Origin of the sequence: Streptomyces chrestomyceticus JCM 4735, assembly GCF_003865135.1 — a bacterium.
GTDB classification, from domain to species: Bacteria; Actinomycetota; Actinomycetes; order Streptomycetales; family Streptomycetaceae; genus Streptomyces; species Streptomyces chrestomyceticus.
Map to the genome: position 1 here is coordinate 547,712 of NZ_BHZC01000001.1, position 26,634 is coordinate 574,345.

The 26,634-nt window shown below is 72.1% G+C and carries 18 protein-coding genes and 1 pseudogene; 12 read left to right on the forward strand and 7 right to left on the reverse strand.

What is annotated here, in order from left to right; all coding sequences use genetic code 11:
- The first annotated feature begins 34 nt into the window (after nucleotides 1-34).
- Together EJG53_RS02355 and EJG53_RS02360 are read left to right on the forward strand one after the other, a co-directional pair.
- Complete coding sequence (locus EJG53_RS02355; RefSeq protein WP_125043358.1) at nucleotides 35-2,695, forward strand: hypothetical protein; 2,661 nt, start codon at nucleotides 35-37, stop codon at nucleotides 2,693-2,695.
- Nucleotides 2,623-3,894 carry a hypothetical protein gene (locus EJG53_RS02360; RefSeq protein ID WP_125043359.1) on the forward strand — a complete coding sequence of 424 codons (1,272 nt, stop codon included), beginning with the start codon at nucleotides 2,623-2,625 and terminating at the stop codon, nucleotides 3,892-3,894. The genes EJG53_RS02355 and EJG53_RS02360 overlap by 73 nt, the downstream gene beginning before the upstream one ends.
- A gap of 73 nt (nucleotides 3,895-3,967) precedes the next feature.
- Here EJG53_RS02360 and EJG53_RS02365 read toward each other — a convergent pair whose 3' ends face one another.
- Nucleotides 3,968-5,335 (reverse strand): alkaline phosphatase, encoded by a 1,368-nt coding sequence (locus EJG53_RS02365; protein ID WP_125043360.1) that lies wholly within the window; start codon nucleotides 5,333-5,335, stop codon nucleotides 3,968-3,970.
- 488 nt (nucleotides 5,336-5,823) lie between these two features.
- On the opposite strand from EJG53_RS02365, the gene EJG53_RS42070 reads away from it, so the two are divergent.
- Entirely contained in the window at nucleotides 5,824-6,033 is a 210-nt protein-coding gene (locus EJG53_RS42070) for a hypothetical protein (RefSeq protein WP_244954933.1), read from the forward strand.
- Nucleotides 6,034-6,113: 80 nt separating this feature from the next.
- Complete coding sequence (locus EJG53_RS02375; protein WP_125043361.1) at nucleotides 6,114-6,902, forward strand: APH(3') family aminoglycoside O-phosphotransferase; 789 nt, start codon at nucleotides 6,114-6,116, stop codon at nucleotides 6,900-6,902.
- Between the two features lie 81 nt (nucleotides 6,903-6,983).
- On the opposite strand, the gene EJG53_RS02380 is transcribed toward EJG53_RS02375, so the two are convergent.
- The 3 genes from EJG53_RS02380 to EJG53_RS02390 all read right to left on the reverse strand — a co-directional run bounded on the left by EJG53_RS02380 (nucleotide 6,984) and on the right by EJG53_RS02390 (nucleotide 9,387).
- Nucleotides 6,984-7,526: a cupin domain-containing protein gene (locus EJG53_RS02380; protein WP_244954934.1), complete on the reverse strand. Its 543-nt coding sequence runs from the start codon at nucleotides 7,524-7,526 to the stop codon at nucleotides 6,984-6,986.
- Nucleotides 7,527-7,736: 210 nt separating this feature from the next.
- Entirely contained in the window at nucleotides 7,737-8,939 is a 1,203-nt protein-coding gene (locus EJG53_RS02385; protein WP_125043362.1) for an MAB_1171c family putative transporter, read from the reverse strand.
- A complete protein-coding gene (locus tag EJG53_RS02390; protein ID WP_125043363.1) occupies nucleotides 8,932-9,387 on the reverse strand; it encodes a hypothetical protein in 456 nt (151 codons plus the stop codon). The genes EJG53_RS02385 and EJG53_RS02390 overlap by 8 nt, the downstream gene beginning before the upstream one ends.
- 1,997 nt (nucleotides 9,388-11,384) lie before the next feature.
- On the opposite strand from EJG53_RS02390, the gene EJG53_RS02400 reads away from it, so the two are divergent.
- Together EJG53_RS02400 and EJG53_RS02405 are read left to right on the forward strand one after the other, a co-directional pair.
- Nucleotides 11,385-13,712 (forward strand): glycosyl hydrolase family 18 protein, encoded by a 2,328-nt coding sequence (locus EJG53_RS02400; RefSeq protein WP_125043364.1) that lies wholly within the window; start codon nucleotides 11,385-11,387, stop codon nucleotides 13,710-13,712.
- A gap of 417 nt (nucleotides 13,713-14,129) precedes the next feature.
- Nucleotides 14,130-14,405, forward strand: coding sequence for a hypothetical protein (locus EJG53_RS02405; protein ID WP_174856358.1), 276 nt, complete (start codon nucleotides 14,130-14,132; stop codon nucleotides 14,403-14,405).
- 116 nt (nucleotides 14,406-14,521) lie between these two features.
- On the opposite strand, the gene EJG53_RS43775 is transcribed toward EJG53_RS02405, so the two are convergent.
- On the reverse strand, nucleotides 14,522-14,905 hold the full coding sequence (locus tag EJG53_RS43775; RefSeq protein WP_359131889.1) for an ATP-dependent DNA ligase: 384 nt from the start codon (nucleotides 14,903-14,905) through the stop codon (nucleotides 14,522-14,524).
- 59 nt (nucleotides 14,906-14,964) lie between these two features.
- Here EJG53_RS43775 and EJG53_RS02415 point away from each other — a divergent pair, with 59 nt between their 5' ends.
- The 3 genes from EJG53_RS02415 (at nucleotide 14,965) to EJG53_RS02425 (ending at nucleotide 20,179) form a co-directional block, all read left to right on the forward strand.
- On the forward strand, nucleotides 14,965-15,210 hold the full coding sequence (locus EJG53_RS02415; protein ID WP_125043365.1) for a hypothetical protein: 246 nt from the start codon (nucleotides 14,965-14,967) through the stop codon (nucleotides 15,208-15,210).
- A gap of 517 nt (nucleotides 15,211-15,727) precedes the next feature.
- The gene (locus EJG53_RS02420) at nucleotides 15,728-16,366 is read left to right on the forward strand and encodes a hypothetical protein (RefSeq protein ID WP_125043366.1); all 639 of its coding nucleotides are present in this window, start codon (nucleotides 15,728-15,730) and stop codon (nucleotides 16,364-16,366) included.
- Between the two features lie 222 nt (nucleotides 16,367-16,588).
- The gene (locus EJG53_RS02425; protein ID WP_125043367.1) at nucleotides 16,589-20,179 is read left to right on the forward strand and encodes a non-ribosomal peptide synthetase; all 3,591 of its coding nucleotides are present in this window, start codon (nucleotides 16,589-16,591) and stop codon (nucleotides 20,177-20,179) included.
- Nucleotides 20,180-20,410: 231 nt separating this feature from the next.
- Here the strand turns inward: EJG53_RS02425 and EJG53_RS02430 are convergent, their stop codons facing one another.
- Nucleotides 20,411-21,940, reverse strand: coding sequence for an MFS transporter (locus EJG53_RS02430; protein WP_125043368.1), 1,530 nt, complete (start codon nucleotides 21,938-21,940; stop codon nucleotides 20,411-20,413).
- A gap of 132 nt (nucleotides 21,941-22,072) precedes the next feature.
- Here EJG53_RS02430 and EJG53_RS02435 point away from each other — a divergent pair, with 132 nt between their 5' ends.
- Entirely contained in the window at nucleotides 22,073-22,786 is a 714-nt protein-coding gene (locus tag EJG53_RS02435; RefSeq protein ID WP_167515022.1) for a TetR/AcrR family transcriptional regulator, read from the forward strand.
- 138 nt (nucleotides 22,787-22,924) lie between these two features.
- Here the strand turns inward: EJG53_RS02435 and EJG53_RS02440 are convergent, their stop codons facing one another.
- Nucleotides 22,925-23,947, reverse strand: a complete 1,023-nt coding sequence (locus EJG53_RS02440) for a threonine aldolase family protein (protein ID WP_125043370.1) — start codon at nucleotides 23,945-23,947, stop codon at nucleotides 22,925-22,927.
- 613 nt (nucleotides 23,948-24,560) lie between these two features.
- Here EJG53_RS02440 and EJG53_RS02445 point away from each other — a divergent pair.
- Together EJG53_RS02445 and EJG53_RS02450 are read left to right on the forward strand one after the other, a co-directional pair.
- Nucleotides 24,561-25,507 (forward strand): annotated as a pseudogene (locus EJG53_RS02445) (IS5 family transposase).
- 33 nt (nucleotides 25,508-25,540) lie between these two features.
- Complete coding sequence (locus EJG53_RS02450) at nucleotides 25,541-26,632, forward strand: IS630 family transposase (protein WP_125042755.1); 1,092 nt, start codon at nucleotides 25,541-25,543, stop codon at nucleotides 26,630-26,632.
- The last annotated feature ends 2 nt before the right edge of the window (nucleotides 26,633-26,634 follow it).

The following is a 26,634-nucleotide window of genomic DNA, read 5'->3' on the forward strand; positions in this document are numbered from 1 at the left end:
CTCCCCCGGACACGAAAGGGCAAGCACCATTCCCATGGACAGACCGTCGAACCCCAGGCCGGCCGACCCGGAAAGCGCGTACGGCGCCAAATGTGCCCGCCTCCTGGAGCTTTCCACCCATCCCCGGCTCACCTCCGTCGCCCTGCCCGTATTCCCGCTGGCGGACGGGACGGCCCGGGAATTCCTGAACAGCGTCCGGGAAGCGGGCGGGGAAACCGGCGGAGCGGCCCCGCAGGGCGCCGCCGGGGAAACCGGAGAAACACCTCCGCAGGAAGCCGGGGAACTCGTCACCGGATACGCGCGATTCCTGCGCCGGCAGTGGCCCGGCCTGGCCGACGAGATCGCCCGCACCTGCGGCCCCGCCCCCTGGATCGTGCGCAGTTCGGGCGCCGAGGACCAGGAGGACAACATCAACGCGGGCGGCTACGACAGCCTGGTCTGCGCCGGGCCCGAGGAGCTGCCCGCCGTCGTCGCGGCCGTGGTCTTCAGCGGGTACGGCGAGCACGCCGTGGCCCAGCAGCGCCTGGCCGACCCGGACTTCCGCCCCGCGCCGATCGCGGCGTTCGTCCAGCCGCTGATCGACACCTCCGCCGTCTCCGGGCCGCCGCCCGCCCCGCAGGAGACCCCGCGGCTCGGCCGCCCGGAGACGGACCGGACCGCCCGCCTGCTGGCCGCCCTGCACGACCACTTCGGCATGGCGCGCCTGGACTGCGAGTGGGTCCTGGAGACCGACGCGGGCACCGTGTCCGTCACCAGCCTCACCGAGTACGAGGAGGGCAGCGGTGTCGTCGGGCAGCTCTCCCTCGGCTTCGGCTTCGCCTCCGCGCAGCGGCTGGACGGCACCGACAACAGCGTCGTGTGGCTGCCCGGCGACGGCCGGACGCCGCTGTGGCGCGGTGAGGTGCTGCGGTCCGTGCAGGTGAAGGCCGCGCACCTGGTCCAGGTCCGGCCCGCCGTCGCGTTCGACCCGGCGCCGACGGTGCAGGTGCTGACCGACGAGGACCGGGAGGTGTGGGAGGACACCCACACCGGGCGCCCGGTGGACCTGCTGGTGCCCCCGCGGCAGGTGGCCGCCACCGCGTTCCTGGCCGCCGCCCGGCTGGACGACGCCTGGACGCAGTACCTGCGGCTGGACGCGCGGCAGCGGGCCGCCACCGGGCACGTCCTGGTCGAGCGCGGCAGCCCGGCCGAGCACGCCGCCGTGATGTTCCGCCAGTACGGAGTGGCCGTGCTGCGGTGCCGGGCGGAGGACGTGCCGGAGTCGGCGTCCTACGTCCTGGCCGACCCGTGGGCGGAACGCTGCTACTTCGGCACCGGCCACCCGCCGCGGGCCCGTACCGTGCCGCGCCGGGTCGCCGCCGTCCCGTCCGGCTGCCGGCTGCTGTTCGACGAGCGGTCCTGCGGGCGGGCGGCCGAGGCGCTGGCGGACGGGCGGCAGCCCGGCCCCGAGGCGATGCCGGGGTACGAGGAACTGCGGAGCGCGGCCCACCTCTCCCCCGCGGCGCGCGAACGCCTGGTCGCGCGCAGCTTCCTGCCCGACCCCGAATGCCACCACCGGGACGGCACGGCGGTGACCTCCCCCGCCTTCGTGGCCCAGGCGGCCGCGGCCGCGCTCTCCCTGGGCGCCGATCCGGCGCGCCTGCCGGACGCCGTGCCGCCCGAGGCCGCCGGATACGTACGCGGCCTCGTGGCCGCCCGCGCCTCCGATCGCGTCGCGGCCGTACTGCCGCGCTGCGCCCGGCTGATGGGCCCACAGCGCCTGGCGGCCGCCACCGGCAGGCCGGACGTACGGCCGGCGGCCGCCCTGGCCCGGCTCGACGGCCGCGACGCCCTGTCCGACACGGTTCTGCGGCGCCTCCTGCCGCCGGTCCTCGCCCTCGTGGACGCCGACGGCGGGGCGGACGCGGCCCTGGACCCGCTGCTGGCGGTCGAGTCCCTGGCCGACGCCATGGACGCGCTGGACATCCACGCGGCTGACGAGCGCGACGACATCCTCGTCCGCCTGCTGGACGCCCTGCCGCTGGAGGACCCGGCGGCGGCCGGGGAACTGTGCCGGCTGGCCCGGCGGTCGTCCCTGCCGCCCGGCGAGACCTCCCGCCTGGTGGCCACCGCCGCGGCCGACCCGGACTTCGCCGCGCGCCATCTGGCGCTGGAGCGCTGCCGGGTGGCCCTGTCCGCCGCCGACCCCGCCGCCGCGCCCCGCCGCGCCCGTGAACTGGCGGACGCCTACCGCGCGTTCGCCCGCGGCCCGCTGCTGGAGGGGGACGGCCGGGTCCTGCTGAACCTGGTCCGCTGCGATCTGATCGAGACCTACGACGCGGCGCTCAAGGATCTGCTCCTGAAGCTGGTGGACCGCCCCGGCCCGGTGCTCCACCAGGGGTACCTGGGCGTCATGCTGGCCTGGCTGGAGCTGGCCGAGGCATTCGGCCCGACGGCGCGAGAGGCACGGGCCGTCGAGGTGTTCCGGGCATGGATCGAGCAGTGGCAGGCCGGGCCGCCTGCCGAGGACCACACCATCGAGGAGGGCGCCTCGTGGCGGCGGCTGCTGGAAGGCGCCGCCGACGCCGCCACACCGCCCCCTGCCCCGGCCAACGCGCACCGGCTGCACAACGCCCTCCACCAGTGGCTGCTGGCGACGACGGACCGCTATCCGGCCGAGCGGGCCCCAGCGGCGTCGCCGGGCTCCACGCGATAGCGGACCGTTTCTGCCGGGGCGGCAACAAGCTGCTGCGGCTGACCCGGGACTCCTTCGAACTGGACGTCCCCCTGTCGCTGCACAAGGCGAGCCTGCTGTTCACGCCCGGCAGGATCGAGGCCGAGTGGAGCGAGCAGCCGGACGTCACCGAGGAGGAGACCGGCCGGCTCGCCGCCTTCGAGGTGCTGCTCGCCCGGTTCGGCGACTGGTTCCCCGGCGTGGAACTGCGCTCCGAACGCCTGCTGGCCGCAGGGACGTGGACACTGCGCATCGAGGCCCGCCCGACGGGCCAGGAGCACTTCGACCTGCCAAGGATGCGGCTCGTTCTGGGGCTGTTGCGGACGCTGTTCGACGGCTCGTACGACTTCTCGTACGTGCCCGTCAAGGAAGTCGCCCACCTGTCGGACGCCTTCGCCTCCCCACGCTGGGCAGCCGTCTTCGCGTCCCTGGTGGAGTACCGCACGCACTACGACGACTCGGCGCAGTACGAAACCCTGGAGACGCTGCCCCTGGCGCTCTCGATGGGCATGCTGTGCACCGACACCTGGACCCGGGAGACGGTGCTGCGCCTGGCCGACGAGAGCCCCGGCGCGGCGGTCTTGCAACTCGACGCCTTGGTGGAGGAGTTGCAGGAGGAGACCGACCCGGCCGCCTGGACGCTGCTGTTCCACCGGATGCAGCAGACGGCCTTGTTCCTGGCCGCACACCACCCCCGGGAGGCCCTCGTCGCCCTCGCCGCCCGCCCCACGGCGAAGTGGGCGAACGTCCTGGCCACGGCCGTACTGCCCCGCGCCGACCTGCGCGAAGCCCTGCGGGCCACACTGCGCCAGGACGAGCCGGACGGCGCGCTCACCGCGCTGGTACTGCGGCACGCACCGCACCTGGTGGCCACCGAGGCCAACGCGGCGGACCTCGCCCGGGCGGCGCTGCGCGCACCCAAGGCCCACCGCCGCCGCAAGCAGTACCTGGCGCACCGCCACGCCGTCGCGCTGGAGGCGGCGGATCTCCTCGGGCCGCTGGTGGAGGATCTGGAAGTGGTGCCGTACGGGTACGACGCCGACGCGGAGGCGGCACTGGAGCGGGCCGTGGCGGCGGCCGGCGGACGGTTGCGCTCCGACATCCGGTCGAAGATCGACGAGACGCATCCGGTGTTCCTCGGCGGTCCGTCGACAGCCGTCTTTTCCGGAGCGGCCCGGTAGCGTCAGCGCGGCGCGGGCCGCTGTCCCGGAATGCCGGGGCGGCGGCCCGCGCCGTGCTGCCGTCGTGCGGCGGTCAGCGCAGCCCGAGCGCGCTGGTGATCGTCGTGAACAGCTCGGTCTGGTCGGTGACGCCCCTGACCCGCTCGGCGAACGGTCCCTGGGCCGCGATACGGACCTGGGTGCCGGTGTGCTCCTGCCCGTCCTCGGGCGTGGTGGTCGTGGCGTAACTGACCTTGATCCGGCCGCCCTCGTCGGTGACGAGCGTGGCCGACAGGCCCATCGGCTCCGCGTCGACCGGCACGATCTGGCTGCTGTGCCCGTGGTCGGCGGTGGTGATCACGAGGGTGTCGGGGTGGCGCTCGGCGTAGTCGCGGGCCACCTTGACGGCCCGGTCGAACGCGGCGGTCTCACCGATCTGGCCGCAGGGGTCCGCCTCGTGGTTCTGCTTGTCGATCGAGGCGCCCTCCACCTGGAGGAAGAAACCCTTGCCGGCCCGGCCGGCCCGCGCCTTGGCCTCCAGCAGCTCGACGGCCTTGCGGGTCTGCGCCTCCAGCGTGGGAGTCCCGGCCGGACGGCGGGGGTTGACGGTGACGCAGCGCTGCGCCTCGGTGCCGCCGCGGGCCGCGGGCCGGCCCGTCCACTCCACCGGCACGGCCCCGGGCGCGAACAGGCCGAGCACCGGGCGCTCCGGGCCGGCCGCGCGCAGGCCGCGCGCGTCGCTGACGATGCGGTAGCCCAGCTTCTCGGCCTGCTGGGCCACCGTGAGGCCCTTGTACGGCCCCTCGGTGATCTTCTGGTCGAAGCGCTGCCGGCCACCGCCGAGCAGGACGTCGGGCCGCAGCCGTACGGACTGTTCGGCGATCGAGCCGAGGCCGCCCCGGCCGATCGTGTCGCGGGGACACCCCTCCATGTCGGCCGGGCCCTGGCAGTCGCGGTCGCCGACGTGCGCGGCCATCGCGGCGGGGGTGGCGTCGGTGAGTTCCGCGGTGGTGACCGACCCGGTGGCCAGGCCCTGGCGACGGGCCAGTTCGAGGATGGTGGGCATCGGACGGTCGGTGCCGGGCGTCTTGGATATGCGGTAGTTGACGGTCTTGCGGCCGGTGGACCAGGCGGTGGCGCTCGCGGCGGAGTCGGTGACGTAGTCCGGCCGTCCGTGACTGTCGACCGAGTAGGTGGTGTACGTACCGGTCTGCGGGAAGCCGTCCATGTGCAGCCGGCCGCCCGCGCCGACCGTGTAGTCGCGGGCCAGGGTGATCTCCGAATCCCCCATGCCGTCGCCGATCAGCAGGATGACGTTCTTCGCCGTCCGGGGGCGGTGGCCCGTACCGGCGTCGGCCGTGGCGGAGACGACGGCGGTGGCCGTCACGGCGACGGCCAGGACACCGGCCGACCAGGCCGGCCGGCGGCGGAAGACCTGCGGGGTCAATGACGTCGATCTCATCGTGCTGGACCTCCGAACCGGCGGAACCGCGCGCGGCCCCACCAGCGTCATCAGCTCTAGCGGATAGAATAGGCAGTGAGCGTACGCCAACTAATCGGCCAGGCGCCAACAAGAGCGAACAGGTACGCACGCGAACGCGATAGAGTCGTCCGCCCTGGCGGGCAACGACGCCCGTCCGGCCGAATCACCGCAGGCAGGAAAAGGCGCATGAGTGACCGCACATCGGCAACCGACCAGGAGGGCCGCCCGCTGCTGCGCGCGTTCGGGCAGCGCCTCAACGAGCTGATCGCCGCTCTGCACCCCGACGAACGCAAACGCCCCGGATACGCCCGGCTCGCCAAGGAGATCCGCGAGACCACGGGCGGCGCCATCTCCGGTACGTACCTCTGGGAGCTGGCCACCGGCAAGAAGCGCAACGTGACCCTGGAACAACTCGACGTACTCGCCGAGTACTTCGGCGTGCCCCCGAATACTTTCTCAGCGAGGACGTGGCCGAACGGGTCAACTCCCAGCTCCGGCTGGCCGTGGCCCTGCGCGACACCCGGGTGCGCAACCTGGCGCTGCGCGCCGAGGGGCTGTCACCGGCCGCGCTGGACGCCCTGCTGACCATCGTCGACGAGGCCCGCAAGGTGCAGAACCTGGCGCCCCCGGAAGCCGGCGCCGACGGCACGGAAGAACCGCCCGCCGCCTCGACATGACGGCCCGGGAACGGCTCATTCCCGCCCCCGGCCCGCATGACCCGTACGACCGGGGCCGGTTGTCGGCAAAGATGTCGCCCATGAACGAAGAAGTACTAAAGCTTTACCCCCACCACACCTGGACGCCGGTCACCGACGGCGACTCGGGCGCCTTCGTCCACCACCTCACCGGCCCCAGCGAGCTGTACGCCAAACTCGTCCCCGCCCAGCCGGACACCGGTCTCGACCTCAAGGCCGAGGCCGACCGCCTGGAATGGCTCGCCGGACAGGGCGTCCCGGTGTCCCGCGTGGTCGACCTCGGCTCCGGGGACGCCGTGTCCTGGCTGATCACCGAGGCCGTACCGGGCGTCTCCGCCGCCGAGGAGTGGCCGTCGGAGCAGCGCGCCGAGGTGGCGGAGGTGATGGCCGACGTCGCCCGGCAGTTGCACGGACTGCCCGTCGCCGACTGCCCGTTCGACGCCAGCCTGGACGTGATGATCCCGCAGGCCCTGCGCAACCTCGAAGCGGGCCTGGTCGACATGGACGACCTGGAGGAGGAGCGGGCGGGCTGGTCGGAAGGTCGACTTCGCGCCGAACTCGAAGGCGCCCGCCCGCCGCAGGAGGACCTGGTCGTCTGCCACGGCGACCTGTGCCCCAACAACGTCCTGCTCGACCCGGAGACCCGCCGGCTGACCGGAGTGATCGACGTGGGCCGCCTCGGCCGCGCCGACCGGCACGCCGACCTGGCCCTCGCGATGCGCGAGCTGTCCCGCGAGGAGGACCCGTGGTTCGGGCCGCACTGCGTGGAGCGGTTCGTCGAGCGGTACGGCGCCGAGCGCGTCGACGCCGGGAAGACGGCCTACTACCAGTTGCTGGACGAGTTCTTCTAAAGCCGCCGGCCCGCGCCCCTCGTCCGGGACGCGGGCCACGGCCCGGTGTCAAGAGCCCTGTACCGCAGCGCGATTGCCCCGTCAGCGGGCCGCCGCCTCCGGGAGCAGGTGGAAGTCCTCGAACTGGAAGCCCGGCGAGACCACGCAGCTCACCAGCGCCTCCTCGTCGTCGACCGGGCGGGCGCGCTGCCAGGTGCCCGCCGGTATCAGCACCTGGGGCCGCTGCCCGCCCGCCAGGTCGGGGCCCATGAGTACGTCCGTGGGGCGGGCGGCCGGCCGCTCGCCCGTACCGCCCAACTGGAGGCGCAACGGGCCGCCCCGGTGCCAGAACCACAGCTCCGACGAGCGCACGGTGTGCCAGCGCGACTCCTCCCCCGCCGACAGCAGGAAGTAGATCGCGGAGGCGGTGGGCCGGCTCCCGCCGTACTCCTCGACCCGCAAGGACTTCCCACTGCGCCAGGTCTCCTTGTACCAGCCGCCCTCGGGATGCGCCCGCATGCCCAGCAGCCGTGCCGTCTCGGGCTGCTTGCCGCGGGCACCCGCCGTGGCCGGCGGCCCGCCCGTGGCCGCCGCCCGTTCCGGGGCCTTCGCCGCGCCGCTCCCGCCGCACGCCGTGGCCGTCACGCCGAGGACACCGGCCGCCGTCAGGCCGAGGGCGGCGCGGCGCGAGAGATTTCCGCGGGACGCCGGGCTTTCGCGGGGTGCCGGGCTTTCGTGGTACGCCGAGCCTTCGCGACGGCGCGGGTCCGCAGATCCCTCCCCACCCTGATGGAAAGGGCACGATCTGCCGCACTCATCGGTTTCCATGTCACCGTCCGTCTGTACAGGGCGCCGTCATGACGCCTGACCGGTAGGGGCCGCCCGGGGCCGCTGCTCCTCGGCGCTCAGGAACGAGGCGGCCAGGGGGGAACGGAAGAAGCGCGCCAGTTGCAGGAGAAAGTCCAGTTCCTCGGCCATGTCGCCGCCGCCGCTCTGCGGAAGCCCGGAAGGCCGCCCCGACGCGGCGGCCCCCGAGCGCTTGTTCGCCACTGCCGCGCCGGCCCAGCACGCCGTCACCGCCGCCTCCACCGAGGCGTCCGCGACCCGGGCGGCGCGTACGTGCTCGCGGGCCCGGGCGAGGGTGCCCTCCGGGGAGTAGTCCTCCAGCGCGAGCAGGCCGTCCCGTATCTCGATGGCGCGCCGGTACAGCCGCAGGTCCGAGTGGCGGACCGCGCTCAGCAGGTCCACGGCGCGCGAACGCGGTTCGGTGAGCGTGACGTCCGGGGTGACGCGTACGAGCGTCCGCCACAGCGGATGGAGCCGGTACAGGACCGTCATGTTCCGCGCGGTGCGCCACGGCCCGCGCAGCAGCGGCAGGGCGGCGCCCGCCCCCATGAACGCCGCCTCCGCCCCGGAGATGGCGGGGAAGAAGTGCGGAATCGTGGCATCGCGGCTGAGCACATGGACCAGCGACAGCGCCATGAGCACCGCGGACAGGGCGATTCCGGTTCCGAACAGCAGCAGTCCGGCCCGGGTGGACGCGTTCTTCACCTGCCGCCCGCACACCCAGCAAGCGGCGACACAGGCCGTGTTCGCCACCAGGTGGTAGCCGAGCAGGACGACCCAGTAGTACGTGTCCGGGCTCTCCTCCTGGCCGGGCCCGCTGGGGACCACGTGCCGGGTGTGCGGCGGCGAGAGGACGCACAGCGTGACGAGCGCGGCCAGCGTCAGGACCGCGGCGGCCAGGATGGCCAGCCGGGTCCGCCGCAGGCCGACGATCGCCGAGATGAACTCGAACACGGCGGTGGCGGCCAGGAGTCCGATGATCTCCTTGGCCAGGAACACGGTGTGCGGGTCCAGCACCGCCATCGCGACGCACGAGACCTGCGGCAGTTGGAGGGTCATCGCCACCGAGGCCAGTCCCACCGCCAGCCACAGGGGCCGCTGCTGCGGCGTCCGGATCGCGACGGGTGCCCGCAGCAGCGTGACGACCCACATCAGCGCGAGGCCCAGCCACTCCAGTTGGACGAACAGACCGTGCGGCCCCCGGTCAGTCATGGGTGATGCCCAGGGCCCGGTCGGCCCGGTCCGTGGTGGCGCACCGCTGCGGCCCCCGGCCCGGACCCGTGGCATGCGTCCTGATCAGGCTCGCCAGCATTTCCGCCTCCTGCTCCTGCCGCGTCGAGTAATTGGTGCGGGCGAGCATCCGCTGGATGAGACGGGGACTGAGGTCGGCCAGCACCGTACTGATACCGCCGGAATTCCCGTCCGCCAGCATCTGGTGGTCGAAGAGCAAATGCCCGATCTCGTGCAGCACGATGTGTTCCTGGTGCAGCGGCGCGGTACGGGCCTCGAAGAAGATGTGGTCGTCCGTGTCGGTGGCCAGCCACAACCCGCACGCCGCCATTTTCGCGACATGCGTGGGCAGGGCGTGCAGATGCAGCGGACGCTGTCGCTGCTCGGAAATGTTCCGGCAGAATTCCTCGACGGAAAAGGGGGTCGGCAAGGTGATGTCGGTCAGTTTCGACCGGCACCGCCGGCGCAATGTGGAATACCCGTACAGCATGGGGGAGAACTGCCACCTCTTCTGTGAGGGACAGCGCATTCTTGCGCGCGCTGCCCCGTGCTCCGACGGCTGGTAGCACGATGCGGACCCGCCCGGCCCGGGCGCGGTCCGGCGGGGGTGTGCGGCGAGAGGCCGGGAGGCGTCAGCGCGGAGGTCCCCGCAGCGCGTCCGGAGAGCCGCCCCAGTAGACCGTGCGCCGCAGTTCCGCCGCCGGTGCTTGCGCGCCGGTCGCGGGGGCGACGTCGCCGGACAGCCCACGGCGCGGGAGGAGCAGGGAGCGGGTAAACGTTTTTTCACGGCGTGGCCCGTACGGCAGGCCGAACGCCCTGGGGACGTGCGGACAGCGAGCGGTGCGGCGCCTGTCGGGAATCCGGAACATCCGGGAACCGCGCGGACAACAGGCGACCCGGCACGCGGCGAAGCGGAACGGTGCGCCGGAAGTGTCCGCGAACGAAGGGCCATTCGTCGGCGGGACGCTCATCGGCGCCCCGTCCGGAAACGGAGTGACCACCCAGGCGGGCTCCCGCGATAACCGGTGGCGGCCCCCGGAACGCGCCACCTCGCTGTCGCTCATGCGTCGCCCTTCTCGATCTCCGCCAGGGAATTGCTCCCTCCGCTGGAGCGGACGACTGTCACGGTACGGCGTCGCTGAACCGGACGCCACAGTTTGGCGCATTTCGAGCCAACCCGCTGGCCGAATATGCCTCTACCACCTGCCCTCGGCGAGGGCATACCCGAGGCGCGCCGTCACGTCCCGGACGACCCCCGGCGGGCCGCACCCGCATCCCGCCGACATACCCGCTCCAGCCAGATCCGCCCCCGCCGAGGAACGCACACCACCCGAACACTCCGGCACCCCGGCGACGTACGACCACCCCGTCCGCGCCCCCGCCCCCGCCGGCCTCGACGAGACCGCCACCGAGACGCACCCCACCAAAACGGCCCGCGACCGGCTGCGCGACGGGTGTTCACGGACGCCCGCCGACACGCTCCACACCCTGACCGGAGACCGGGACACCCGTACGGTTCCCAGCGGGCCGCACACCCCTCCACCCGCCGGCCACACCCGGCGCCCCAGGACCTGTCGAGCCTTCAACAAGCTGAACCCCCTGCTCACAGCGCCGGCCACCACCAAGACGGACCCCGGCGACTGCCCGACTCCCGCACGGCGCACCCCACCTCATGGACGCGGTACGCAGCCGCCAACTCGACGCGGGCCCAACGACCCCGGGCCCAGCCACCCACCACCTGACGTGTCATCAACTTGCCTACCACCACACGACCAGACACCCCCGCCAGCGCGGCCGCCCCCCCAGGCACCCGACCCCCTCCCACCGGACGCACACCACGCCATCTCACCCCTCCCCACCACATCGACGCACCGACCGCCCCCCACCCCGACGAACTGTCACCTCCGCACGAACCACCGCTCCTCACCGACAAAGAACGGACCCACAGCACTTCAAGCCACCAACTCCGAAGTCCGCAGCCCCGAACCGCCATTCGTGGTAAAGGGGAGGAACCGACCGTACGAGGCCACCGCTCTGACCACAGGGGCAGTGAAAACCGGCCACCGGCGCACGACCGGCGCGACCGAGAGCCGACCGCCCGAAACCGGTCACACGCTACGGCCGGAACCGGTCACGCGATGCGGCTGGGAGCGGCCACACGACGCGGATCGACTGCACCTCCCCAACACCCCGGCAGTCGACTCCCCGAGCCCCCCCCCCGCACACCTCCCCCTCTCCCGCTCCCCCAGCCCTCCCGCTCCCCCAACGGCCGCCTCCGCCCCATCCGTTGACGGGTTGGTCCAGACCTTTTATGGTGCGACTGCCATACGGCACCCAGCGGCACCGGTTCCGCAGCCTGGCGCGCGGCCGGGTATGCGCACTTTCGGTTCTCACACCCTGTACCACCCACACTCACAGGGGTGCCCCATGAAAGACCGGCGCAGATTCCGCAGCAGATTCCGTGGCGGCGCCGCGGCCCTGCTCACCACGCTCATCCTGTCCGCGGCCGCCGTGCTGACCGGCCCGGCGGCCCCCGCCCACGCCGCGGGAACCCTCACCGCGGCCTTCACCGCCCAGGACAACGGCCCCTGGTGGAAGGGCACCTACGTCGTCCGCAACAGCGGGTCCGCCGCCGTCACCGGCTGGACCCTGGAGTTCGACCTGCCGGCCGGTGTCACCGTCAGCGGGCACTACTATGGCGACGCCACCGTGAACGGTCGCCATGTGACGGTCAAGAACGCCCACTACAACGCGACCGTACCGGCCGGCGGCAGCACCGAACCGTTCAGCTACTGGTTCGTCGCCAACGGTCCCATAGGCACCCCAACAGCCTGCACCGTCAACGGGGACAAGTGCGACGGCAGCCCGGACGTGCCACCGTCCGCGCCCGGCACGCCCCAGGTCACCGGCACCACCGCGCGCAGCGTCACGCTGAGCTGGCCGGCCGCCTCACCGGGCGACCACCCGGTCACCTCCTACGAGGTGCTCAGCGAGGGCCGCCCGGTCGCCACCGTCACCGGCACCACTGCGACCGTCACCGGCCTGACGCCGGCCACCCGGTACACCTTCACCGTCCGGGCGAAGGACAAGCGCGGCAACACCGGGCCGCCGAGCCCGCCGGTGACCGCGGAGACCGTGGACCCGGCGAGCGACCCCGTGCCGCCGACCGCGCCCCGCGCCCTGCGCAGCACCGCGGTCACCGCCTCCAGCGTCTCCCTTGCCTGGGACCGGGCCACCGACAACGTCGGCGTGGTCGCGTACGACGTGTACCGGGGCGCCGACCTGGTCACCACGGTGCCTGGCAGCATCACCGCCGCCACGGTCGACGGCCTGACGCCCGCCACCACGTACCGCTTCTCCGTCACGGCACGCGACGCCGCCGAGAACGCCTCCCCTCCCTCCGACCCCCTGACCGTCACCACTGACGACGTGGCCGGGCCCGGCAAGTACCTGAAGGTCGGCTACTTCGCTCAGTGGGGCATCTACGGCCGCCAGTACTTCGTCAAGAACCTGGACACCTCGGGCGCCGCCGCCGATCTGGACGTCGTCAACTACGCCTTCGCCAACATCGATCCCAAGAACCTCACCTGTCTGGCCGGTGTGACCAAGGGCGTCTCCGGCAATCCGCAGGACCCGGACGAGGGCACCGGCGCGGGCGACGCGGACGCCGACTACGGGCGCGCCTTCCCCGCCGCGCAGTCGGTCGACGGGGTGGCCGACGACGGCTGGGGCAAGCTGCGCGGCAACCTCAACCAGCTCAAGAAGCTGAAGGCCAAGCATCCGCATCTGAAGGTGGTGATGTCCCTCGGCGGCTGGACGTACTCGAAGTTCTTCTCCGACGCGGCGGCCACCGACGCCTCCCGCAAGAAGTTCGCCGCCTCCTGCATCGACATCTGGATCAAGGGCAACCTGCCCGTCTACAACGGCGCGGGCGGCCCCGGGACCGGAGCGGGCATCTTCGACGGGATCGACCTGGACTGGGAGTGGCCGGGAGCCGAAGGCCACCCCGGCAACCACTACAGCCCGGACGACAAGGCCAACCTCGCGCTGCTGATCAAGGAGTTCCGCCGGCAGCTCGACGCGCTGGGCGGCCCGCACAAGCTGCTGACCGCCTTCACCCCGGCCGACCCCGTCAAGATCCAGCAGGGCTGGGACCTGTCCTCGATCTTCACATCACTGGACTACGCCAACGTCCAGGGCTACGACTTCCACGGCTCCGGCAGCGACAACTCCTGGGAACCCAAACGCACCGGCCACCAGGCCAACCTCTACCGCGACACCCAGGACCCGTACGACTTCCACTTCAGCGTCGAGAACGCCGTCAAGGCGTACACGGACGCGGGAGTCAGCCCACGCAAACTGACCATCGGCTTCCCGTTCTACGGCCGTGGCTGGAAGACCGTCGCGGACGGCGGGGCACACGGCGAATGGCAGTCGGCGGACGGCGCGGCCCCCGGCCAGTTCCCCGAGGAAGCAGGCATCCGCGGCTACCAGAACATGCTGGCCAACGTCCCCAACATGACCGTCCACCACGACGAACAGTCCATCTCGACGTACGGGTACACCGGCGCGAACGGTCAGTGGTGGTCCTTCGACGACCCCTGGTCGATCGGAAAGAAAACAGACTGGGTCAAGTCCAAAGGGCTTCTGGGCGCCATGGTCTGGGAGATGTCCGGTGACACCCCGACAGGCACGTTGATGAAGGCCATCAAGACCGGCCTCGCGGGGCGGCCCGGCGCGGCGCCGGCCGGGTAGCGGCGCGCGGCCGGCCCCGCCCCCGGGGGCCGCTGCCCACCGGCGGGCACCGCCGCGGAAACCCCCAGGTCACCGCGGCGCGACAGCAGCAGCCCCGCGCGCCCCGCCGCAGCCCGGCCCGTACTCCGCGGGCCGGGCTCCGTCACCGGCCCACGCACCCAATCGGCAGCTTCTCGCAGAAACAGCCACCTTTGGGCAGAAGCACGCAGCGACGGGGTGTCCGAATTTCCCATCCGTCTCCCAGTCGACCATGCCCGGCCGACACCGGGCCGCCCCGGGGAGCGGCGGCCCCGACGCACCGGAACCGCCGCCCGGACCCGCGGTGCGGTGCCGCCGCAACGGAGCCCTTGCCGTCGCCGGAGGGGCAGCTCGACCTGCGTGACGGTGGCGGTGCGGGGGTACCGGTCCGTGCGGGCGGTGAGGCGCGCAGGCGACAAGCTCCTGCGCCGCGCCCTGCTCGCTCAGGCCCACACCACCGCCCTGCGCATCCGGGCGTTCACCGACGATGCGGCCAACACCCCTCACCAGCTCACCACCGGCAGCCGCCGCGCCCTCGCCGACCTGACCGCCCTGCGCACCCGCTGGCAGCGCGCCACCCACGCTCCCGCCACGCCCCGCTCCCCGGCCGTGCCCCGCGCCGGGCCGCGCCTGCGGGCCACCGCTGCCTCACCGGCCACCCGAGTCTCCCGATAACCCACCTGCCCGACCGGACCGCCGCGCCCGGCCGGGCCCGGAAGCGAGCACCATGCCCCAGCCCGACACCGCCGCCCACGTCCGCCTCGACCGCCACCCCCACCGCACCTCCGCCGTCACCTCCTCCCCCACCGCCTGGCCTCTTGCCGGTCGTAGGTCACAGGGCACAGGGTCCATGGTGGCGTTAGGTGCCATTCCTCGAAGAGAGCCGCAAGCCCGTCTCGACGCTGCCTGTAGGCGCGTTCGGTCAGGTCTTCACCGGCATGACGCAGAAGATCGAAGGCCACAAGATGAGCCGGGCTCTGCGCGATTTCGCGGCGCACCGTTGCCGGCCTCCTGTTCAGCCGTCGTTGCAGTCGGCCGAAGCCCAGTCGACCTCCATGCCAGATGACGACTTCGCCATCGAGGAGCACCTCCTCGGGAAAATCGCGTTGCGCATCCTCTAGGATCTCGCTGAACGCCGTGGTCAGCGCAGTGCCCTGGTGCGACTGCTGGCGCACCGTTCCGTCAGCCGCGCGCTCCAGAATGCAGCGAAATCCGTCCTTCTCCAGACTTCGCTATGTCCCATGAAACCGTCGCACCGTGGACGCGCCGCTATCTCGACGCCGCCGTCGCCACCCTGCGGGCGATGGCCGCCGAAGCGCCCGAGCACGAGGTGCGGGACGAGGACATCGCCCGTCCCTCCCCGCTCAAGCACGCCGACCTGGGGCATGACCCAGATACGGCCGGCTATGCGGGGAGCATTTGTTACGGGTTCCGGGAGGCGGTTGAGAGGAGACGAGGAACACAATGCTGGCGGACGTGAGTTCACTTTGTGTGCGGTCATTGGGCGGTGAGCCTCCGGTCTGATCGCGGCCTTCAGAGCGCTGCAGCAGAGCCAGCCTTCGCGTGCCAGCCACTCTGTGTGACAGGCAAAGGTCCGGCGGCCGGATGTGCGAGCGGTTACGGCTACACGGTGGCGTGATCCGGGGTGGCAGGTCGGGCTCTGCCGTCTGCTGGTTCTCCTCGGGGCTCGGGGTGTCACCTGGTCGGCCCCTTGGGGGTGGGGGGGGTGGTACGCGAGTTGTCTTGTTCTGGAGGCGGACTACCCGTTCGTGTGACGTGTCATTGGGCCAACTTACGGCGTATGCCTGGTATGCGAATGCGGTGATACCGGAGGGAACCGGGGTATTACAGGTGCACGGTTTCCGCCAGGGGCTGTGGAGCGGTGACTGGGCTGGGGTCTCGCTCGGACCGCGAGGGGTAGCTATCGGCGGCAGGGAGCGCGTGGTCTGGGGTGTCGTCGGGCCATGCTCCGTCGCGACGTCGAGGAGATGCGCGTCATGGCCGATGCCACAATCGAATTGCCGTTGAGTTTCCAGGTGCCCGAAGAGTTCACCGACATCGACTTCCAGGTGTCCGCCGAGACCAACACCAACCGGCTCATCGAGCGCCTGAACATGGTCGACCCCAAGCCCTCCCAGGAGGAGATCGCGCACGCGGTCCTCGCCCAGCAGTCGATGTACGAGCTATTGTCGGCGGCTGGCGCCGTCTACGCCGGCACCCTGCTGTACGGGCCGACGAAGGACAACCCCGAGGAAAAGCTGTCCTCGGTGATCCTGACGGTCACCGCACGCCCCAGCGAACTGTCCAACGACCAGACTGTGCACCGCCTGTCCCGCGCCCTGGGGGCGATCTACCCCGACGCCGAGGTGGGCGTGGTGGTGCTGGCGGTGGGGCCTGTGGTGCTGATGACCGAGGAGCGCAAGGTCGAAAAGCCCGTCAATCTGCTCGGCGACGGTGGCGGCCCGACCGTCGTGCGGCAGTTGCATGCCTTCGTGCCCATCCCGGGACGCCTGGCGATGGCCGACTTCGCCATCGCCACCGAAAACCTCGCCGACTGGGACTCCTGTGTGGAGGTCCTCGCCGGGGTCTGCCGCACCATCACCTTCCCGGAGACCGACAGTGCAGCCACGACCTGACAAGGGGCACCCCATGCACCAGCGACCCTTCCTGCCCGACTCCCAGCCCGACTCCGATTTCGAGGGAGACAAGGCCATCCGGGCGGTGGAAGTCCGCGCCGGCCACTTCACGGTGAGGCGGGTGACCGGCCCGGCCGACTTCAAACCGAAGGCGCCGGAGCTGAAGACCCTGGGGTTCGAGCCCGAAACGGACGTCCTCGTCCGCGCCGTCCGGGCGGAAATGTGCATGTACGAGCTGGACCCGGACTGGGCCATGCAAGGGTCGGACAGGAACTCGTCCTGCGGGCGTCCGCCCTGCTCAGCGACTCCGCCGGGCTGCGCCTCCTGCTCGGCGAACTGGCCACCGCCTACCAGGGCGGCACCCTTGACGACGACCCCGACCGGCTCCAGTTCCTCGATGTCTCGGAGTGGCTGCTGGAACAGGCCGACGAGGCCGCCGCACGGCCCGCGCCGGCCGCGCCGGGCACGGTGGTCGAGCGACTGTCCCTGCCGTTCTCCGACGGCGGACCGGCGCAGGCACCGCACGTGTTCCGTGCCGAGCTGGGCCGTGCCGCCACCGAAGCGCTCCACCGCCGGGCCGCCATCCAGGGCGTACCGGTACGGTCACTGGCCCTGGCCGCCTGGGCGCTGGCCCTGGCAAGCCGTAACGAGAACGGGGCCGGGGCCGACGACGCCGCCTTCCCGCTCGGCCTGCACGTCGACGGCCGCTCGGCACCCGGAACCGGAACCGTGGCGGGGGCCCTGGACAGTCGGCTCGCCGTCAGCATCCCGCTGCCGCTTCCGGCGGCACCCAAGGAACTGCTCGACGTCCTCCAGCGGCAGGTCTCCCAGGCCGTCGAGGCGGCCGCGTACGCCGGTCCCGCCGGAGACGAGGAGTTCGCCGCCGGGTTCGCCGCGTCCGAGCCGGACACCGTACGGGAGTGGGCGGGTCTGCCCGTCGCGAGTCTGACGGTGGACGGCCCGGCGCCGGTGTCCCCGCTCCACCTGAGTGCCGAGATCGGGCCGGAGGCCATCCGGCTCGCGCTGCACCACGATCCGGGCCATTACGGCGGCGAGGCCGTGCGACGGCTCCTGGACGGCACCGTCGCGATCCTGCACACCCTTCCCGCGGCGTTCGAGGACGATCGCGCGCTGCACATCTGCGGCGAGCAGGAGGCCGCTCTCCTGGCGCGGTGGAGCCGGGGCGGCACGCTCACGGAGGATGCGCCCGGCACCCTCGTCGAGGCGTTCGACGCGGCCTTCGCGGCGGCCGACGCCACGGCACCCGCGGTGGTGTCCGCCGACGGCACGGTCTCCTTCGCCGAGCTGGACCGCGCCGCGTCCGCCGTGGCCGCCGCCCTCGTCGGGGCGGGCGTCGCCGCCGAGGAGCCGGTGGCCGTGCCCGCCGGGCGTTCCTGGCGCACCGTCGCCGCGCTGATCGGTGTGCTGCGGGCCGGGGCCGTCTACGTACCGCTGGACACCGCGGCGCCCACGGCGCGGCAGGTGTCGCTGCTGCGGGCGGTCGCGGCGCGGCGCCTGGTGGCCCCGGACGGGCACGGCGTGCCGGACGGGCTGGCCGGGGAGTTCGACATCCTCACCCCGCCCTCGGCCGAGGCCCCGGCGCCCGCCGCGCTGCCGAAGGTCCGGCCGGACGATGCCGCGTACATCGTCTTCACCTCCGGCTCCACCGGCGCGCCGCGCCCCGTGGTCGTCGAACACCGTGCGGTGGCGCACCTGTTGCGGGCGCTGAAGGAGACGGTCCACGCCGACGCCGGGCCGGGGCTGCGGATCGCGGTGAACGCCCCGCTGACCTTCGACGCCTCCGTCAAGCAGCTGATCCAGCTCGCCGCCGGGCACACGCTGTGCCTGGTACCGGACGAGATCCGCCACCACGGCGGTGAGCTGCTGGCCCACCTCGCCGAGCAGCGGGTCGACGTGTTCGACTGCACGCCCTCCCACCTGCGCGCGGTGCTGGCGGCGACGGCGGGCACCGGGGCAGCCCTGCCCGCCACCGTCCTGATCGGCGGCGAGGCGGTCGACCCGTCCTTGTGGGACACCCTCGCCGCCCTCGACGGGGTGCGTGCCGTCAACGTCTACGGCCCGACCGAGTGCACCGTCGACGCCACCGCCGCCGAGATCACCGAAGGCACCCGGCCCACCATCGGCCGGCCGCTGCCCGGCAACGACGTCCTGGTCCTCGACGCGGACCTGCGGCCCGTACCGCCGGGCGTGGCGGGCGAGTTGTGCGTCGCGGGCCCCCAGCTCGCCCGCGGCTACCTCGGCGACCCGGAGACCACCGGACGCCGCTTCGTGACCGCCGAGGCGCTGCCGGACGGCGCCCGGCGGGTCTACCGCACCGGCGACCGGGTGCGGTACCTGGCCGACGGCACCCTCGCCTACCTCGGCCGTACCGACGACCAGGTGAAGGTCCGCGGTTTCCGGGTCGAGCCCGGCGAGATCCAGGCCGTCCTCGGCACCCACCCGGGCGTCGCGCAGGCGGTGGTCGTGGCCCGGGAGAACGCGGACGGCACCTCGCTGACCGGCTACGCCCGGCCCGTCGCCGACGCCGTGCCCGGCCTCGACCCGGACCGCGTCGCGGGCGTCAACCCGCACGAGACCCGCTACCTGTACGACGAGATCTTCCTCCAGCGCACCTACCTGCGCGGGGGCGTGACCCTGCGTGAGAACGCCGTCGTCGTCGACGTCGGCGCCAACATCGGGATGTTCTCGCTCTTCGTCCACCAGCTGTGTCCGAGCGCCTCGCTGTACGCCTTCGAGCCGCTGGCTCCGGTCTACGAGCACCTGCGGACCAACACCGGCCGGTTCGGGGTGCGGGCGAAGACCTTCCCGTACGGCCTGGGGGCCGCGGACGGCGAGCTGTCGTTCACCTACTACCCCGGCTACTCGATGATGTCCGGCGTCAGCGCGTACTCCGACGCGGACTCCGAGGTCGAGGTCATCAAGCGCTACCTGGCCAACGAGCGGGGGCAGGGCCTGGAGGACAGCGGCCGGCTCCTCGATCGGGCCGACGAGCTGCTGGCGGACCGGTTCCGCGGCGAGGAACTGCGCGCGCGGGTACGGCGGTTCTCCGATCTCGCCGACGAGGAACACCTCACCCGTGTCGACCTCCTCAAGATCGATGTCCAGCGGGCCGAACTGGACGTGCTGCGGGGCATCGACGCCCGCCACTGGGGCCTGGTGCAGCAGGTCGTGATGGAGGTGCACGACGGCACCGGCAGCGCCACCGAGGGGCGCCTCGGCGAGATCGTCGCCCTCCTGGAGGAGCGGGGCTTCACGGTCACGGCGGAGCAGGACAGCCTCCTCGAAGGCACCGACCGGCACTCCCTGTACGCGGTCCGCGCCGGGTACGCCGACGACCCGCGCCCCGTCGTCGCCGACGCCCGCACCCAGGCGCCCGTGGACGGCGTGGTGCTGCGGGACTGGCTGGCCGAGCGGCTGCCCGCGCACCTCGTACCGGGTGCGGTGGTCACGCTCGACGCCTTCCCGCTGACCCGCAACGGGAAGATCGACCGTGCGGCGCTGCCGGAGCCCGCCGAGCGGGACCGGGCGTCCGCGGAGCTGGTGGCGCCCCGCAACCGTACGGAGGAGGTGCTGGCCGAGGTGTGGCAGGAGGCGCTACGGCTGGACCGGGTGAGCGTGGAGGACGACTTCTTCCGCCTCGGCGGGGACTCGATCCGGGCGATCCAGGTGCAGGTGGCGGCCGGCAGCCGGGGGCTGGAGATCCAGCTGCGGGACATCTTCAGCTGCGCCACGATCCGGGAACTGGCCGAAGCCGAGGGCACGGTCCTCACGGAGAACGCGCCGGCGCGGTAGCCGGGCGGCGCGGTGCGGCCGGTGGGGACGCGTCCCCACCGGCCGTTCGCCGTGCTCCCGTCCTGCGGACGCAGAGCGCCGGGCGGTGACGGAGCGGCACGACATCGTGGCGGCCTCCACGGTCGTCGCGCGGGCTGCGACGTCACCACCCGGCTGTACCGGCCCGGTGTGCGGTGTCACGGGGGTTGCACACCGGCCGGTGTCCGGGCCCGCCGTACGGCGGGCGGCGGGTCACGCGGGCACGCTCTCCCCCTGCGGCTCCGCAGCGGCCCGGTGGTCGGGCTGCGCCTTCTTGGCACCGGGAATGAGGAGGAAGGCTATGACGGCACCCAGCAGGGCGGTCGCCGCGCACACGGCCATGGACAGGGTCATGCCGTGGGCGAAGGCGCGGTGGGCGGCGTCGAGGAGCGAGCCGCCCTGCCCGGCGGGCATGCCCTGCACCGCGTCGGCCGCCTCCCCCAGGGAGTGGCGCATCCCGGCCGGGACCGTACCCGGCAGCGCGTTCCCGTACGCGAGGGCCAGCACGCTGCCGATGACGGCGACACCGAACGCCGAACCGAGTTCCTGCACCGTGTCGTTCATGGCGGACAGCCGTCCCGAACTCTCCGGGGGCCCGGCGCTCATGAGGACGTCGTTGACCGGGGCCACGGCCAGGCCCATGCCGGCGCCGAGCAGCACCAGCCCCACGGCGGTGGGCGGGTACCCGGCGCCGGGGGCGAAGAAGGCCAGTACGGCCAGGCCCGCGGCCATGGTGGCCAGGCCGAGCGCGATGGTGATCCGGGCGCCGATCGCCTTGGCGACAACCGGGGACAGCGGCGAGGAGACGACGATGGCGGCGGCGAGCGGCACGGTGGCCAGCCCCGCCGACATCGGCGAGAAGTCCAGCACCAGCTGGAGCTGCTGGGTGACCACGAAGGCCCCGCCGAGCAGGGAGAACATCAGGAAGGCCATGGTGCCGCCGGCCCCGAGGAACTGCCGGGAGAACATCAGCCGCAGGTCGAGCATGGGCTCCTTGGCGGTCGCCTGGCGCAGGAAGAAGAGCGCCAGCACCACCAGTCCGCCGAGGAGCGGGATGAGCACGGCGCCCGAACCCCAGCCGCGCGTCGGCGCGGAGATCACCCCGAAGAGGACGCCGCCCATGCCGACCGTGGAGAGCACGGTGCCTGGCAGGTCGGCCCGGCGCGCCACGGGATCCTTGGACTCCGGCACGATCCAGGCGACGCCGATGAGCGCCAGCACCACGACGGGGACGTTGAGGACGAAGACGGCGCCCCACCAGAAGTGTTCCAGCAGCACGCCGCCGAGCAGCGGGCCGAGCACCATGCCCAGTGCGGTGACCGCGCCCCAGCGTCCGATGGCGGAGCCGCGCTCCTCGGCGGAGAAGACGTGGACCAGGATCGACAGGGTGCCCGGCATGAAGAACGAGCCGCCGACGCCCATCAGTCCGCGGGCGGCGACGACCTGCCACGGCTCCTGCGCGAAGGCGCCGAGCGCGGAGGCTATGCCGAAGACGGCCAGGCCCACCAGCAGCATCTTCTTGCGCCCGAAGCGGTCCGAGAAGCTGCCGGCGGTGAGCAGGACACCGGCCAGCACCAGGGTGTACGCGTCCACGAACCACTGGAGTTCCTCGGTCCCGGCCCCCAGTTCACGGCTCATCGTCGGCAGCGCGACGTTGAGCACCGTGGTGTCGATCGACACCACGAACACGGCCAGGCACAGCACCGCCAGAATCGCCCAGCGGCGTGGATGTCCCTGTTCCATTTCCCCTCCGGTTCCCCTCCGGTACGCCGTTCGAGCGCTAGTACAGCGTACGACTCTCGGGCACTGTACTCTAGATCGCACGCCGGCACCACCAGCACACGCAACGCACAACCCGGCCCCGATGGAGGCGCAGTGACGGACGGCAAGCACAAGGTGAGCGCGGCCTGGCTGGAGGACAAGCCGCCCCGCAGACAGCAGCCGCTCTCCCGGGAGCAGATCGTCCGCGGCGCGGTGGAGTACCTGGAGCAGCACGGGCTGGAAGAGCTGAGCATGCGCAAGCTCGCCGCCCACCTCGGCACCGCGGCGACGTCGCTGTACTGGCACGTGGTCACCAAGGACCAGCTGTTCGACCTCGTACTCGACGAGATCTTCGGCGAGGTGTGCCTCCCCGAGGAGGACGGCGAGCCGCTGGAGGACCTCCGCCGGGTCATGCACCAGGTGCGGCGGGTACTGAGCCGCTACCCGGAGGCCGCGCGCCTGGCCGCGAGCCGCCCGACGCTGGGTCCCCGCGCGCTCCGCGTGGTCGAGTACACCCTCGGCGCGCTGCTGCGATCGGGATACCCCGAAGAATCCATCGCGCACGCCTACAACCTGATCGCCGACTACACCATCGGCGGCGTACTGGTCGAACTCTCCCGCAAGCGGCTCACCGGACCCGGAGCCCCTCCCGGGGAATCCTCCGAGGACGCCGACACCATGCGTTCGTTCGTGGAATCGCTGCCGGGCGAGAAATTCCCGAACTTCGTCCGGCTCAGCGGTCTGCTCGTCACGGCCAACGACGAGGAGAGCTTCGCATTCGGACTGGACCGGCTGCTGGCGGGAATCAGCAACGATCTGGAGAAGTGACCACCGCGGCATATTGGCCTTTCACCGGGAAAGGCCAATACACCCGGCACACCGCGACCGGCACACCGGCCCCGCCGGAGAATTCCGGCGGGCGTGACCGGTGCGGTGATCACCTCAGGGCGACGCCGGTCGCCCCGATCACCCCTGGGCGACCCCAGCCGTCCGCCGCAGCGCCGCACCGATGTCTGCACGGGACACGTCCCGGTGGGTGACGAACCGTACGCAGCCGTCCATCGACGACGCCAGCACCCCCGCCGCCCGCAGCCGCGTCAGCCACGACTGGAGATCGTCCACCTCTGCCAGCACGATGTTGGTCTGCGGCCCCCGCACCCGCAGACCGAGTTCCGCCAGGCCGTCGGCCAGTTCACGGGCCGCCTCGTGATCCTCGTTCAGCCGGTCCAGCCGACCCAGCGCCACCAGCCCCGCCGCCGCCAGGACACCCCCCTGACGTACACCCCCGCCGAGCATCTTGCGCACCCGCCGCGCCTCGTCGACGAAGCCCTGCGGGCCCGCGACCACCGAACCGACCGGCGCACCGAGCCCCTTGCTCAGACACGCCTGCACACTGTCCACGCCGGCCGTCAGCTCCGCCGGCTTCACACCGAGGGCCGCGGCGGCGTTCCAGATGCGCGCACCGTCCAAGTGCACCTTCAGCCCGGCGGCGTTGGCCGCCTCGACGAGCCGCGCATGCTCGGCCGGTGCCGTGACGGCACCCCCCGCCGCGTTGTGAGTGTTCTCCAGGCACAGCAACGGCGTACGCAGCCGGTAGTACGGCCCCTGGGCACCCGCCGCCGTCACGGCCTCCGGCGACGGCTGCCCCGGCCCCGCGTCCCACGCCAACGGCTCCGGCATCCCCCCGGCGAGCCACGCCGCGGTGCCCAGTTCATTGTCCAGCACATGCGCCGCGCGGGGCACCAGAAATCGGTCCCCCCGCTGCAGGTGCAGCATCAGCGCAATGGTGTTGCCCATACACCCGGTAGGCACCCACAGAGCCGCCTCCGTACCGAGAAGCTGAGCCGCCCGTTCCTCCAGTTCCCGCATCGTGGGATCACCGTCGAGAACATCGTCACCCACTTCCGCGGAGGCCATTGCGGCCCGCATTTCGGCGTCGGGCTTGGTGACCGTGTCAGATCGCAGATCGATGGCCTGAGTAGCATTCATGGCAGCAACCAAACACACATCCGCCAAGCCCGCGGAGACTTTTGACCAATTCTTCGAAACATTGTGACCGACATCTCCGCGCACACCACCGGGAAGGCCCCGGACCCGCCCCCCTATCCGGAACGGACGACTCGGCATTCCGTGACTCCCACCGCATTCCGGAGCCGCACCGAGCACTCGACCATCCCTTCGCCCTCGCGCCGACGGCAGCGGTGCGTGCGCGCTTGTACGTCCTCCCCAAGCGCTCCGGGGTGTACGGCTCGAACGTCCGGGTCGTCTGGCCGTCCAGGGTTCGGCGGCCGCTGATCTGGTACTGGATCTCGTCGGCGTCCAGCGTGCGACGGTACGTCCGCCGCCCCCCGGCTGCAGTCGCACGGTTCCCAGGCGGAAGCCGGCGCCGCTGTACAGCCAGGTCAGGCCGGGCTCCTGCGCAGCGGTGAGGACCTGGAGACGTTCTTCCTCCGCGTGGACCTGTCGGAACAGGCGCAGTTCGTCCACGGGAGCGACGGTGATGTCGTGCCGTTGCGGTGGTAGAAGGGCTGCCGGTTAGGCCGTTTCTGATGGCTCTTGTCGGGTGGGGTGGATCAGGTTGTGGGCCGGGCAGGCGTCGGACATGGTGCGGCGACATGAACTGACCGACGCGCAGTGGCGGGTGATTGAGCCGTTGCTGCCGGCCAACGGCCGGCCTGGTGGGCAGTGGGCCGATCACCGCATGGTGGTGAACGGGGTGCTGTTTCCGGGCGCGTACCGGGGTGCCCTGGCCGGACCTGCCGGAGCGGTACGGGCCCTGGCAGACCGTTTACGAACGGCATCGCCGCTGGTCGGCGGACGGCACCTGGCAGCGGATCCTGGCCGGGCTGCAGATCGGGGCCGATGCCGGCGATCCCGACGGCGCCCTGGCCCGCGAACTGGCGCGGGAGTGGGCGGTGAACATCGACTCCACTTCCTGCCGGGCCCACCCGCACGCGGCCGGGGCCCGGCACCGGCCGCCGCGGGACTTTCCCGAAAAGGGGGGCGGGACGCGTGTGGAGGCCGATGGACGGGAGGCGCTGGGACGCTCACGGGGCGGGCCGACCACCAAGGTCGGTCCACCTGCCGGCCGATGACCGGGCCCGCCCGCTGACCTGGCTCACTTCGCCGGGCCGGCGGGGCGACAGTCCCATGCTCCGGCCGGTGCTGGAGTCGCTGCGCATTCGCCGTCGCGGGCCCGGCCGGCCACGCCGTCGCCCGGACCGGGTGCGCGGCGACAAGGCGTATTCCAGCCGCGACAACCGCGCCTACCTGCGCCGCCGGGGCATCAAGGCGACCATCGCAGAGCCGGACGACCAGCGGGCCCACCGCCGCAACCGTGGCCGGGCCGGCGGCCGTCCACCCGCTTTCAACAAGGTCCAGTACCGGCGGCGCAGCGCGGTCGAGCGCTGCGTCAGCAAGTGGAAGCAGTTCCGGGCGGTGGCCAGCCGCTACGACAAGCGCGACTACATCTTCAACGGCACCCTCACCGTCACCGCGATCGTCATCTGGCTCCGCGACACCGTCCAAGAGCCATCAGAAACGGCCTAGTGACCTGAGTCGGAGATTCGTCGTTGGTTGGGTATGAGTCGTCCGGGTCCGAAGATTGCGCCGTTGTCGGTCACTGATGCCCAGCGGGCTGTGCTGGAAGGCTGGGTGCGTCGGCGTACGACGGCTCAGGCGCTGGCTCAGCGGTCGCGGATCGTGCTGGAGTGTGCCGAGGGGCGCTCGATCCTGGAAGTGTCGCGCCGGCTGCGGATCGCCCCGGACACGGTCCGCACCTGGCGGCGCCGTTTTCTGGAGCGCGGGCTGGACGGCTTGTGCGACGAGCCGCGGCCGGGTGTCCCGCGCAAAATCACCGACGCGGATGTCGAGCGGGTGATCGTCAAGACGCTGGAGGAGAGGCCGAAGAACGCCACCCACTGGTCGACGAGGTCGATGGCGGCGGCCACGGGCATGTCGCAGTCGGCCGTTTCGCGGATCTGGCGGGCGTTCGCCCTGGCCCCGCACCGCACGCAGACGTTCAAGCTGTCCACCGATCCGTTGTTCATCGACAAGGTCCGCGATGTAGTGGGGCTCTACCTCGATCCGCCGGAGAAGGCCCTGGTGCTGTGTGTGGACGAGAAGTCGCAGATCCAGGCGCTGGACCGGTCCCAGCCGGTCCTGCCGATGATGCCCGGGGTGCCCGAGCGGCGCAGTCACGACTATGTCCGGGCCGGCACCACGACGTTGTTCGCCGCCCTGGAGGTGGCGAGCGGGAAGGTCTTCGGCTCGCTGCACCGCCGGCACCGGGCCGTGGAGTTCAAGAAGTTCCTGGCCAGGCTGGACAAGGAGGTCCCGGCCGGCCTCGGCGTGCATCTGATCCTCGACAACTACGCGACGCACAAGACGCCCGCGGTCAAGACGTGGCTGCTGGCGCACCCGCGCTTCCACCTGCACTTCACCCCCACCAGCGCGTCCTGGCTCAACCTGGTCGAGCGCTGGTTCGCCGAACTGACACAGAAGAAGCTCAAGCGCGGCGTCCACCGCTCCGTCCAGGCCCTCGAACGCGACATCCGGGCCTGGCTGGCCGACTGGAACGAGCACCCACGCCCCTTCCTCTGGACCAAATCCGCCGACGAGATCCTCGACAAAGTCGCCGCCTACTGCCACCGGATCTCTGACTCAGGTCACTAGTG

Bases quoted from the DNA above. Each gene is read 5' to 3' on its own strand.
- EJG53_RS02355 (WP_125043358.1), top strand. From the start codon at position 35: ATGGACAGACCGTCGAACCCCAGGCCGGCCGACCCGGAAAGCGCGTAC.
- EJG53_RS02365 (WP_125043360.1), bottom strand. From the start codon at position 5,335: ATGAGATCGACGTCATTGACCCCGCAGGTCTTCCGCCGCCGGCCGGCC.
- EJG53_RS02375 (WP_125043361.1), top strand. From the start codon at position 6,114: ATGAACGAAGAAGTACTAAAGCTTTACCCCCACCACACCTGGACGCCG.
- EJG53_RS02385 (WP_125043362.1), bottom strand. From the start codon at position 8,939: ATGACTGACCGGGGGCCGCACGGTCTGTTCGTCCAACTGGAGTGGCTG.
- EJG53_RS02400 (WP_125043364.1), top strand. From the start codon at position 11,385: ATGAAAGACCGGCGCAGATTCCGCAGCAGATTCCGTGGCGGCGCCGCG.
- EJG53_RS02415 (WP_125043365.1), top strand. From the start codon at position 14,965: ATGTCCCATGAAACCGTCGCACCGTGGACGCGCCGCTATCTCGACGCC.
- EJG53_RS02420 (WP_125043366.1), top strand. From the start codon at position 15,728: ATGGCCGATGCCACAATCGAATTGCCGTTGAGTTTCCAGGTGCCCGAA.
- EJG53_RS02430 (WP_125043368.1), bottom strand. From the start codon at position 21,940: ATGGAACAGGGACATCCACGCCGCTGGGCGATTCTGGCGGTGCTGTGC.
- EJG53_RS02440 (WP_125043370.1), bottom strand. From the start codon at position 23,947: ATGAATGCTACTCAGGCCATCGATCTGCGATCTGACACGGTCACCAAG.
- EJG53_RS02450 (WP_125042755.1), top strand. From the start codon at position 25,541: ATGAGTCGTCCGGGTCCGAAGATTGCGCCGTTGTCGGTCACTGATGCC.